Consider the following 12,507-nt stretch of genomic DNA (forward strand, 5'->3'; position numbering starts at 1 on the left):
TATAGCTATATAATCTCCCTTAAAATAGATTTAGAAAGCCTATGTGTTGGAATTTCTTTTTCAAATTCCATATTTTTTAAATAATCTCTTTTTATTCTTCTATCTTTTGTATTTACGATTTTTTTATATATTTTTTTTCTAGGATTATTTGGGCATTTTGATTGTTTGAGTTTGTAATCTTCTAAATAAGATACAGATAGTTCTTTTTTAAATTTTATTGGATTTAAATATTTAATAGTTTTAACAATTTGTTCAAATTTATCTTTTTGAATATGTTTTTTCTTTGTTTTCCAAGTTCCTTGCAAAATAGACTCCTTAATCAAAATATTGATAATAAACTTTTAAATCACTCCAAAATTCCCCAATTTTTAACATATCTTCCCATTCTAAATGATTATGGTCATAAAGACAATGAAACCACCAACAATGATAATCATTTTTCATAGGATGATTTTCCCATTCCCTAAATTCATTATGATTATCTTCTAAACTCCAAGGATAAGTATTTGATTTTTTTGATATACCTTTTAGGTATTCATTTATAACTGTAACAAAATTATCATCATCTTCTTTGTAGTTTTTATCATCTTTTCTTAAAATAAAATGTATTTTTAAATCAATTTCATAATCATCAAGAATATCAGTTTCATCAGATACTCTTTTAGATAATTCAATATCTAGTTTTACTGCTTCTTTTATGATTTTTTCTTGAAGATTTTGTAATCTAAGATTTAATTTTAATAATCTTACTTTTTGAGTTTTGGATAGATTTTGCATTTATTTATGTCCATTCTCTATCATTTCATCATTATCATCTTCATAAGCTGGTGCAAATTCCATATCAGGATATTTCTCTTTTAATTTTTTATAATCAAAAGTTGTACCTAATCTATGTAATTTTCTATTTACATACGCAAAAGAAATTTTATTGTCTTGTAATCTTATTGATTCTTCTTCAAACTTTTTTGTAGTTAATCTATATGCTTTTGAATAAAATACTTCAGCTGCACTTTTTTCTTTTGATTCCATAGAGTATATCCACCAGTAATATTTATACATTTTGGGATCAGGATGAACATTTGAACCAGAAACAAAAATAGCCATAAAATCCTGACCTCTTTGCTCTAAGCGTTTTTTTGCATTCTCTTTTGTAATTAATTTTGAAGGTATCATGTATTATTCTCCTATTTGTTATAGAAAAATTATATGAGATTATATGGACAGTTTTTTGTCTATTTAGAAAGATTTTTTAGCTAAATCATCAAATTTCATAAATAGCTCAAGATCATTGATAAAAGATGAATCCAATTTATCATAAGACCTTTTCATTCTTTTGTATTTACCTATTTGATTTCTTTCTTTGGCTTTGTACATTCCTCTTATTAGGTAATGATACCTAACAAGATTTTTTGTGTAAGTTAAGATTTTTCAACTTTTAATAACTTGATATGAAAGTTCTTCATGATTATGAAAAGATTATTCACCTGTTATTTTATCTTTCTCGTCTTGAAATGTAATAATAGGTTTTCCAATATCATGTAAAAAAGCTGATGGTATCATCTTATATTGTTTATGTCTTGTAGTATGATAAACAAGTGCTAAAGTATGAAGTAATACTCCAAATCTATGATGTTTATTTTGTTTTATAAAGAGTGTTATAAAAAACTCTTTTCTAAATACTCTTTTTAATTTCATTTCAAAAACCCAACTTTTAAAATATTTTCATCATTATTTTTAAACTCAATCTCTTCTTTTATATACTCTAGTATTTCATCAAAATCAAACTCTTTTTGATTTAAAATTTTATTTATTAGATATTTTCTTGTTACATTCTCTATTTGTCCACCACTTAAATCATATTTTGATAGTTTTTCATAGATTTTATCTTCAAGTTCAGGTAATTTTGATTTCCAGATAAACTCTCTAGTTTTAGCTGTTGGTCTATCAAATTTGATTTTATTTAAAAATCTTCTTGAAAAAGCATCATCCATATTATCTATTAGATTTGTTGTAGCCATAAAAATACCATCAAAGTTCTCTAACTCTTCAAGTAAGATATTTTGCATAGTGTTATTCATTTGACCAACTGCATCATTTACATCTAATCTTTTAGAGATGATTGCATCTGCTTCATTAAATAGCAATATTGGTTTTGATTTTAAAATCTCACAAGCTTTGTAATACTCATCAAATATTGCTTTAGTGTTTTTTTCACTCTCCCCTACCCATTTTGATTGAATAGAGCTAATATCAACTTGAAGCACATCTCTTTTTGTAAGTTTTGCTATCTCATAAACAGATGCTGTTTTACCTGTTCCAGCAAATCCATAAAAAATAGAGACAATACCAGATGGCAAATTTGCTTTTTTTAAATCTTTTACAATTTTATTAAAATTCTTTGAGCTACAAACATCTTTTAATTGATTAATATCACGAGCTATTCTTTCATCCAAAAATATCTCTTTTTTCAAACTATTATATTTTATATGTTTTGTAAACTGTGCTTTAAACTCTTGTTTTTTATTTTTATCTTTTGATTTAAGAAGCAAAGCAATTGCTTTTGGTGTTAATTGTATATCAGTTGATGAATCAAAAAGACCACTTCTCTCTTCAAGTTGCACTAATTTATCTTTAAAAATATCCAACTCTTTTTTTAATATACTCTCTAAATATCTTGCTCTATGTGACAAATCATCAAAAAATATTTCGCAAATTCTGTTTGCTCTCTCACCACTATTTCCATCAATATACTCATAAATAAGGTACATTATGATTAATTTCTCTTTTGTTGAATATTTTAAAATAGCTTTTGTAAATTCCTCTTTTATATCAAGTTTATCAAAAACTCTATTTGCTTCAGAAACCAATCTAAATTCTGTTAATTTTTTATCATCTTTTTTATAAATTAATTCAGCAATAACTTTTACAACACTATATATATCACTAAAATCAACATCATCTAAATAGTCATAACCTAAAATTAATTTATTAAAAATCATATCATCAACATTAAATTCAGGACTTATTCTTGAGCTTCTTCCTCTTCTTCTCTCTTCAGCCAATGCAATAAAACCTTTTTTTTCAAGTTTATATGCAATATTTAAATACTTTAAGTACTCATCACTTTGTAATTTAAAATCTTTTTTTAGACTATCAAAACTTGTAGAGTATGTATCTTGAATTTGATATGAGATAATTATTGATAAAACCATAGCTTCATCAATAGTTATATTTAACTCTTTTTGAATCTCTTTTACTGTTTTATTTGTTCTACTATTTAAGAAAAAATTTTCATCATCTTTTAATACTGATAGTTTTGAATATAAGCTTGACATTTGTTAAACTCCTAATTTTTTATATTAGAAGTTTAAACTTTTATATGGACAATTAATTGTCCATATTTATTATTCATTTTAATAAATAATTAATTTTGATAATGAATATATAGCAATAAGTGCATCTAACTTTGCAAATTCATATAGTAACTTAAAAACATTTTCAGTAATAGATTATAAAAAAGATCTAAAATATAAAGCATTAAATGAAAACCTATTAAAAGTAAGAGACAAATATGGTGTTGATATTATTAGATATGCTAGTGAAGAGTTGAATGGTTAAATGATATAAATATTATTTTATTCAAAAATTTAAAAATTCAGTAAAAAAAGTAACATTGATTTATATTCAAAAAAATATTTAAATTTCCAATTATAAAATAGCTAAATCTATAAGTGTAATTATAACTGGTTTATAGCAAGTTATTAAAGTTGTATTTACCAACTTATTCAAAAATTACACAAAAAAGAGATTTTTTGTATGATAGTCTATATTATCAAAGAGGATTGATAATAAAGTCAGTATGTTTTATATAAAAAAGTGTGTATTTTATATAATTTATATCAAATGTTATAAAAACACAGAAGTTGAATTAATTTTATTTTATAAAATGAATTACATAGTTTGGTAACTTAAATATGATAAAGTATTGAAAATAGTAAAGGAAATTTTATGAACATAAATAATACATCAAATTATGAAACAACAGAATATAATCTATCTTTAATAAAAAAATATACTATAAATATAGACAATGGGCTATTTTTATTACCATCTCCAACAGGTAGTGGAAAAACGCATGCTATTATTGAATATATTAAAGAAAATATTACAAATGATAAAAAGTTTATTTATGCAATCCCTTTAAAAAATACTTTAAATGATTTTAAAAATAAATTACTCAAAAATTTGAGTACAGAAGTTCAAAATAAAGTTTTTGTGCTAAAATCAATAAGTGATGAATTAATAGATTGGTATGAAAGTTCAGAACGTGATAAAATTTTTTGTTTTTCTGATTATAAAGAGTTCAAAAAATTATTAACAATTTTGGAAAGCTATAAAATTTTTAAAGAAAATAAATCATTAAACAATTTTGATGAAAATGAACTAAATAAGGCAGGAGGTTTATTATTAAATAAAATTAAAAAACAGTATTTTGACTATAAAGATAATAAAAAACTAAAAGATAATTTATTAAAAGATGCGAAAATACTGTTTAAATCATTAGATATTGAAAAATATACAATAATACTTACAACTGCAAGTAAATTTGCTAATAAAATTAATACTATTTCATCTAGTAGCTATTTATGGGACTTTAAAAAATTCAAAAATGCTTTAGTATTTTTAGATGAATTTGATAGTCAAAAACATTACTATTTAGATTCAATTATTAGCAAATCGCTATCAACATCTATTGATATAATTGAACTGTTTAGATTAATGGCTGATACTTTCAAAAATATGACATATCAAAATAAATTTAATTATGATTTAGAACACTTTAATCCAATAAAATTGAAATTTGAAGAAATATATAATGAAAAAAAATTGAAATATGTAATTGATACGAAGCTTGTAAATAATGAACTAGATACTCTACCTTTTTTGATAGATTCAAATTTTAGTAATTTTAGCTTTCAAAGAGATTCTTCTAAACTATATGTAGAGGTTGATGATAAAAATGAGCAACTATTAATAATTAAGGAAAAAACTGTTAATTCCTTCCCTTTTTCTGATCTCTTAAAAGATATTACACAAGTTATCACTAGATATATAAAATTTTGTATAAATGATATTTACAAAAAAATTGAAACATATAGTCAAAATGATACTTTTGTTAAAGACGAGTTAAATTTAGATAACTATGCTAATGCTGTTATCCATAATAATATAAAGATTTTTGGATTATCTATCGGAGATAAAAAATACACTTATTTAAAAAATCGAATAAAAAATGATCTATTTTTAAGAAATAAGTTTAAAAAGGATTTAGGTAAAAGAAAATGGAATTTTTATCAAAATGGCTTTTCTTTAATAAACATTAACAAAGAATATATAGCTTCAAATATTACTGATATAGAATATCTCCATCTTTTGTCAACTCCTGAAGATCTTTTGTTAAATGCAAGTAAAAAAATGATGATTGTAGGAATTTCTGCAACAGCAAATATAAATAGTGTAATAAATAACTTTGATATTAAATATCTAAAATCAAATACAAATTTTTATCAGCCTACAGAAAATGAAATTTTACACATGCAAGAACTTTATTTGGATAGCAAACATCAAAGAAATAGAAATTTTCACATAGAAACTATCAATGATGATCTAAAAATAAAAGATACTATAAGAGAATTTTGTAGAAGGAATTACTCTTCTGATATTACTATCTCTAGTTATATTGAAAGCTTATCTATAAAAGAATTTTATTTGAGGCAATATATGAACTTTATTGATTGTTACAAAAAATTTCTTGAAGAAGATAAGATACATAGTATGATTTATTTCTCAAACAGATACATAAAAGATGATTTTATGGATGACAATATAAATTATAAATATTTAATACATTTGCTTGTTGAATTAATTAATTACATTGAACCAAAAAATGATTATATAAAAAATCTAAAAAATAAAATTAAAGAATATGGTAAAAATATTATAGAAATACAAAAAAAAGAACATATTTTTTTTATTGAATATAAAAAAGAGACAGAAAATAGTTATGAGAATTATGTATCAAATAAAAAAAATGAGAAAATTTTTGTCTATGCAGTTTATAAAAGGATTGGAACTGGTAAAAATCTAGAATATAATATTGAAAAATCAATAGATGTTAATGATAATATAGATAAAAAAATTTTAAAAAAAGATTTTGATGCGATATTTTTAGAAAAACCAACAAAAATTATGGTTAGATCACCAAAATCTACAGAAGAAAAATTAAAAGGAATTTTTCAAATAGAAAGTTTATATATAAATTATAATCTTAGTGAGAAAGAGTATAAATCAGAGTTAAAATCTTTATTTAATGGACAAAAAAAATACTCTAGTGTATATGAAGAAACAGAAGATAGTATTGAAGCAACAATGCAAATTATTATTCAAGCTATTGGAAGACTTCATAGAACAAATAGTAATAGCGATATGTTTTTATTTGTAGATAATAAATTAACTAAAATTTTGAGCAAATTTGCAAATCATGAAATACCACTTTTACCATCTACATTAAAACTTCTAAATCACTATAAAGATTATAGTGTTAAAGAAAATTCAATAAAAGAAAAAATCTTTGAAAACGAATTAAATCGACTTACAAATGAATTAAATCAATTAATAAACTATTCATTAAAAGTTTTCAAAGATCCTATCAGTGAAGAAAACTTATCTGATATGCAGAAAATATGGAATGGTATTAGAGTATTTTTTTTACAAAATCCAACACTAAAATCAATTTATGATTTAAATTTAAAAGGGTATTTAAACCTAAATGAAATTTGTCACATAGAAACTAATGATAAAAAATATGTATGCTATCAAGCAAATAATTATAAAGATATTTCTTTAAATAAAAAAGATAATTACAGTAAAGTTGAAATATCAGAAGAAGCTGCTAATTTACATTTAATTAGAAATTGCCCAGAATTAAATGAATTTGCAATCAAAAATAATATAGCAACTACTTTCAAGTATAACACTTTACTTATTCCAAATGCCTTCAACAATATATATAAAGGTGCATTAGGAGAAGTTTTTGGAAAATATATAATTGAAAAATATTGTAATATTAATTTAGAACAATTAAATGGTGATATTTATGAAAAATTTGAGAGCTTTGATTTTAAATATGAAAAAAAAGGAATTTACTTTGATTTTAAATATTATTCACAAAAAAGTTTAAATTATAGTACTAAAAATATTATTGATAGATCAAAATATAAGTTAGAAATAAATAGACTTAACAAAGCAGTTATAGTAAATATTTTCGCTGAAGCTGAAATAAAAGCAGAAATTTCGGTACTATCACATGAAAATGTCGTAGTAATACCTTATTTAGTTAATTCAAAAGATAAAAATAAGCCGTATGTAGATATCAAAATGATAGAAATTATTAGGGAGATTATAGGATGTTAACACAAAATTATTGGACAAATAAAGTTGACTATAAAATTAATGGTAGTGAAATACTAAAAGATTATGATCTAATAAAAATTGAAATTCCAAAAAATAAAAATAAATTAGAAGCTGATTATGGCAAAATATGGAATTTATTGAAAAAAAACATTAATGTATTGGCTTATTATAAATCAGTATTTCATATATATTTACTAACAGAAAAAAGAGAAATTTACAAGTTAGAAGATAATGATGATTTGGAAAAATTAAATTGTGATATTAAACTAGTGGATAATCAAAATATTAATAAAATATCACCCTATTTTTTAATAAATATATTATTAGTACTTTATGGAACGAGTGGAAATATGTTCACTCTTGGAAATTTTCAAAATGGTTGTTTTGTTATTCACAAAATTGAAAAAAGTAAAGTTATAACGCTTAAATTTAGTGTTGATAAAAATAGTTTATTGTCTTTAAATGTTTCAACTTTTACAAAAATAAAGTGTACTAAATTTAATTCAAATAAATATATTTTTTATTGTTTAGAAGGAAATAGATTAATTAGAGTTGTAAATCCACTTGACACAAGTTCTGATCTGTTTATACAAAAAAGTAGCTATAAGAAAAGTTCTATAAATTTTATTAATTATGAAGATGACTTTTTAAATTCAAAAGTAGGATATTTAGGACTTTTTCTTGAAGGTATCAATAATAGACTATCAAAATATTTAACATTTGAATTAAAAGAAGAAAGCTTCATTCAACATGAAACATATTTAAATAAGGAAAAAAGAGTTAAAGAATTAACAAAACTTATAAAAGAGGCTTTTTTAAAAAATAAATATATTCAATTATTTGATTATGAAAATAAATTAAGTAATGAATATAAAGTTGAAATAATTTCAAAAATAGAGAATTTTTTTGATAAAAAGATTAAAGCTATGTTTGTGGATAAAATAAATCATCATATACCTACTTTCATTTTTTTACATGAAAAAAATGAATATGAAAATAATAACGACCCATATTTAGATCTAAAAAAGAGATACAAACTTACTCAAGTTATTTCATATAAAAATTGTAAGACTATTTTAAATGAAAATAATATTTTATTTGAAGCTATTTTAAAAGAACTATTAATAAAAAATGAAATTTGTAAAAGTAGTTTCTATTTATCATCAAAATGGAAATCATTTAAAGATTTCGAATTTTTTGTTCCAATAGATTGTAAAAATGATTCAGAAGATACTTGTTGGGAAAAAATAATCATTGATAACAACATAAATATAGTAAATATAGATTTATTTGATAGATTTAAAATAAATAGAATTCAAGAGCTAAAAGATAATTTTGAAAATATAGAGTTTATAGCATTTAAAAATAACGATTATTTTGCAATAACTAGAACTAATGAATTTATACTTCCAAATATAAAAGAGTCATTAAAAATATATAATAAATTTATAGAAAATAAAGATAGTCCTAGATTAAGAAGAAATGAATATAAAAAATTTACAACAGCTGGTTCTGGTATAAATTACCATGTTGACAACAATTGTTTAACATATTTTAGTTCAACAAGTATTGATAATTTAAAAAGAAGTACAACAAAAGCAAATATAATAAGAAAAGTTTACTTTAGTGATAAAAATTTTGATTGTATTGCCTATTTGAATTCACTAGATGAATATTTTGTAAGAAATAAGGAGCTTACAGTTTTGCCTTTTATCTTAAAATATTTGAGAGAATTTTTAAAAATCAATTTGTAAATATTTACTCGTTACATAACGAGTAAATAAGTTTATGATTCTAGGAAAAACGGAGTTAAGATCATTACATTCTTCACTCTGCCCTATTTTCTAAAAAATCTAAGATTATTTTTTTGTGATCAAAAACTAATTTCTCAAAAGGTATTTCATCTAAATTGTATACATAGACTTCTTTTGCATCATCTTGAGCTTTAGGATTTCCATAAGCTTTGCAAACATAAACAACTGATACAGTGTGAAATCTCTCATCTCTTTTCGGATCTGAATAAACTCCTAATAATGATTCAATAGTGATATCTAAAGAAGTTTCTTCTTTCATCTCTCTTATAACTGCATTTTCAACAGTTTCACCAATGTCAACAAAGCCACCAGGAATTGCTATTCCAAAAGGTTTATTAAGCCTTTCAATTAAAATTATGCCTCTAAAATTTTCATTTTGATCATATAGTTTTATAATTCCATCTACTGCTAAAAAAGGTGTTTTTATCATATTTCAACCTAAGATTAATAATTTTTACAAAATTTAATTATTCGTTATGAAACGAGTAATAAATAGTAACATAAAATTATCTTATTAAGCTATTATAATCAATTTATTAGTTACATAAAAAAAACAAATTTTAAAAATATATAAATATATATCAAGTATTACTTGAAATAAATTTTTTATTTAGATAAAATAATACAAAAATTACTCGTTACATAACGAATAAAGGAATAAAATGTCTAAAAAATTAGGTGATGTTATTGGTGTTACAGTTCAAAAAGGTGGAGTTGGAAAGTCAACTTTTTCACAAGCAATAGCGTACTCATACGCAAATAAAGGTTATAAAACAGCATTGATTGACCTTGATCCACAAGCAACACTTTCAGGTGCTTTCTTTGGTTATTCTTACGGTGCATTTACATACACTGAAGAAAATGGTATTCTAAAATATGACGTAAGTAATATAACAAATATATTCAGAAATGAAAAAGTTACTCCAATTACTATAAAAACAACAAAATATATTGACAATCCTAATAAAGGGAAAATGCTACAACCTCACTATCTTGAAGATAGTTTAGAAATTGATTTTTTCCCTTCTAATTTTCAGTTGTTAAATTTAACAGAATCTGATGAATTTAAAAGAGATGAAAAAATTAATATTTTATCAAACTTTATTGAAAGCTTAAAATCGCAATATGATAAAATCATTATAGACGCCCCACCCTCTTTTGGGATAATTACAACTTCTATTTTAAAATGTGCAAAATCAATTTTAATACCAATTCCAACTAAAAACGTTGATACAGACGGAATGGTTGGTTTTTTTAGAACTTTAGATAAAATATTTGTTACAGAAAATTTAGAGAATTTAGAAAAAATTGTTTTAGTACCAAATATGTTTGATAAAAGAATTACAGATGCAAAAGAGACTCTTGCTGAAATAAAAAGAATCCCTACTCTACTTCATGAAACACAAAACTTAAGAAATTTAAATTGCAAAGTTATGAATCCATTCCCACAAAAATCTTGTGTTCAAGAAGCCCCTAGTTTAAAATATTTTTTAGTTCCTTATATTATGGATTTCCAAAGATCACAAAATCAAGATTTAATTTTAATGATTGATAATATTGCAGATGAATTAAATTAAGGATTAAATATGGCAAAAGTTAAACCTCAAAGAATAACTTCAATTAATAACACAATTGATGAATTAAAAGCAGAACAAGATATATTATTAAAAAACAATACAAATATTATATTGGTTGATATTGATTCAATTTCTGAATTAAAATTAGACAATGATATATTAATGCACAATAGAATATCTTATTCAAAATCAAAATTACTTGAACTAGCAGAAAATATTTCGAAACTAGCAGAAGTTGATGCTGGTATTTTAGGTACAGGATTACTTAATCCTGTAATGTTAAGAAAAAAAGATGGAAAATTAGAAAGAATTCATGGCGAAAATAGAATTAGAGCTTTAAAATTAAATGGTTCAAAACAAGTACCAGCAATAATTTTAGAAAATGTAAGTGATGAATTGGCTAGATTTATGAGATCTAGTGAAAACTTAAATAGAGAAGATTTAAATACATATGATGAAACTCTATCTATTCTAGAACATATTCAATTAGCTTGTAATTTTAGTGATATTGAAAGTGTAAAAAGTTTTTTAAATAAAGTAAAAAATTTCCAAGCTGGGAAAAGTAGTTTAAATGAAGAAGAAAAAGTTTTACATAAAAATGTAAGTAATGTTTTTGAAAAAATAGGGCGATTTGATATTATTACATTTGTTGATAGATTATCTGTTTTAAAACTTGATCCTTTGATTAAACAAGCATTAATTGATGAGCAAATAACTTATAGCCAAGCAAAAGTTATAAAATCTAAATTAAAAACTCAAGCTGAAATAACAAAAATTTTAGAAGTACTCAAAAATAAAAAGTTATCTGTAAATGAATTAAAAGTTTATATAGATAATTTAAAAAAATCTGCTACTAAAGATGAGCCTTTAAATAAAAATATATTTGATAAGGTAAGTTTTTATTCAAAGAAATTATCTAAAAAAGTTTATTCAGGATTATCAAATGAAGATAAATTTTTTATTGATAGTAAATTAAAAGATATTGAAAAATTATATCTTGAAATAAACTCTAAAATTAAAGAATGATCTCTCTTTTCTTTAAGAGAGTTTATTCCTTTTTATAAGTATTTTTATTAAAGTTTATAAGAACTCCTCAAAGCACGAAGAAATAGCCGTTTGAATAACATTAGCTGCATATGAAATGAGAAATATAACACCTCATTTGAGATGTTATGACTTAAAAATAGAGAACTATTGAATCTCAAAGTATATGATATAACATATATAATGAGAAATATAACTACCTTTTTATTTATTTAATTTATCTTACTTATATCTTTGAAATAGCCATATATTATTGATGGAGATATAACATATAAAAAGAGAACTTTTAGACAAAATAGCAGAAATATAGAGATAATGAATAGTTTTTCTCAATTTATATGTCAAAGGTATAAATAGACATAAGAAATTAGAACTTTATAGTTAAATATCCAATATAATCGAAGCTATAGAATTTATAAAGGTATGAGAAGAATATACAAATGCCCTACTTTGGGGTAAGTAATTGAAAATAGCAAGAAGTAAATTATAGATATAACATATAAAAAGAGAACTTTTAGACAAAATAGCAGAAATATAGAGATAATGAATAGTTTTTCTCAATTTATATGTCAAAGGTATAAATAGACATAAGAAATTAG

At 22.6% G+C, this 12,507-nt stretch carries 10 protein-coding genes; 4 read left to right on the plus strand and 6 right to left on the minus strand.

The features are described 5' to 3' along the window. Positions 1–5: 5 nt before the first annotated feature. From IQC44_RS09145 to IQC44_RS09165, 5 genes are all read right to left on the minus strand, one after another. Positions 6–305, minus strand: a complete 300-nt coding sequence (locus IQC44_RS09145; RefSeq protein WP_125296409.1) for a hypothetical protein — start codon at positions 303–305, stop codon at positions 6–8. A gap of 10 nt (positions 306–315) precedes the next feature. Beyond that, a complete protein-coding gene (locus tag IQC44_RS09150) occupies positions 316–777 on the minus strand; it encodes a hypothetical protein (protein WP_198306060.1) in 462 nt (153 codons plus the stop codon). Further along, positions 778–1,173 carry a hypothetical protein gene (locus tag IQC44_RS09155; RefSeq protein WP_198306061.1) on the minus strand — a complete coding sequence of 132 codons (396 nt, stop codon included), beginning with the start codon at positions 1,171–1,173 and terminating at the stop codon, positions 778–780. Positions 1,174–1,476: 303 nt separating this feature from the next. Further along, on the minus strand, positions 1,477–1,695 hold the full coding sequence (locus IQC44_RS09160) for a hypothetical protein (protein ID WP_198306062.1): 219 nt from the start codon (positions 1,693–1,695) through the stop codon (positions 1,477–1,479). Next, on the minus strand, positions 1,692–3,335 hold the full coding sequence (locus IQC44_RS09165) for an ATP-binding protein (protein ID WP_198306063.1): 1,644 nt from the start codon (positions 3,333–3,335) through the stop codon (positions 1,692–1,694). The genes IQC44_RS09160 and IQC44_RS09165 overlap by 4 nt, the downstream gene beginning before the upstream one ends. Positions 3,336–4,008: 673 nt before the next feature. Here IQC44_RS09165 and IQC44_RS09170 point away from each other — a divergent pair. Together IQC44_RS09170 and IQC44_RS09175 are read left to right on the plus strand one after the other, a co-directional pair. Continuing rightward, positions 4,009–7,473 carry a DEAD/DEAH box helicase family protein gene (locus IQC44_RS09170; protein ID WP_198306064.1) on the plus strand — a complete coding sequence of 1,155 codons (3,465 nt, stop codon included), beginning with the start codon at positions 4,009–4,011 and terminating at the stop codon, positions 7,471–7,473. Further along, positions 7,467–9,227 carry a hypothetical protein gene (locus IQC44_RS09175; protein ID WP_198306065.1) on the plus strand — a complete coding sequence of 587 codons (1,761 nt, stop codon included), beginning with the start codon at positions 7,467–7,469 and terminating at the stop codon, positions 9,225–9,227. The genes IQC44_RS09170 and IQC44_RS09175 overlap by 7 nt, the downstream gene beginning before the upstream one ends. Positions 9,228–9,300: 73 nt before the next feature. Here IQC44_RS09175 and IQC44_RS09180 read toward each other — a convergent pair whose 3' ends face one another. After that, positions 9,301–9,717, minus strand: coding sequence for an NUDIX domain-containing protein (locus IQC44_RS09180; RefSeq protein WP_141051728.1), 417 nt, complete (start codon positions 9,715–9,717; stop codon positions 9,301–9,303). Between the two features lie 232 nt (positions 9,718–9,949). On the opposite strand from IQC44_RS09180, the gene IQC44_RS09185 reads away from it, so the two are divergent. Both IQC44_RS09185 and IQC44_RS09190 read left to right on the plus strand, forming a co-directional pair. Further along, positions 9,950–10,864 carry a ParA family protein gene (locus IQC44_RS09185; RefSeq protein WP_198306066.1) on the plus strand — a complete coding sequence of 305 codons (915 nt, stop codon included), beginning with the start codon at positions 9,950–9,952 and terminating at the stop codon, positions 10,862–10,864. A 9-nt stretch (positions 10,865–10,873) separates the two neighbouring features. Beyond that, complete coding sequence (locus IQC44_RS09190; RefSeq protein WP_198306067.1) at positions 10,874–11,890, plus strand: ParB/RepB/Spo0J family partition protein; 1,017 nt, start codon at positions 10,874–10,876, stop codon at positions 11,888–11,890. Positions 11,891–12,507: the final 617 nt, after the last annotated feature.

Source organism: Arcobacter vandammei, assembly GCF_016106035.1.
GTDB classification, from domain to species: Bacteria; Campylobacterota; Campylobacteria; order Campylobacterales; family Arcobacteraceae; genus Aliarcobacter; species Aliarcobacter vandammei.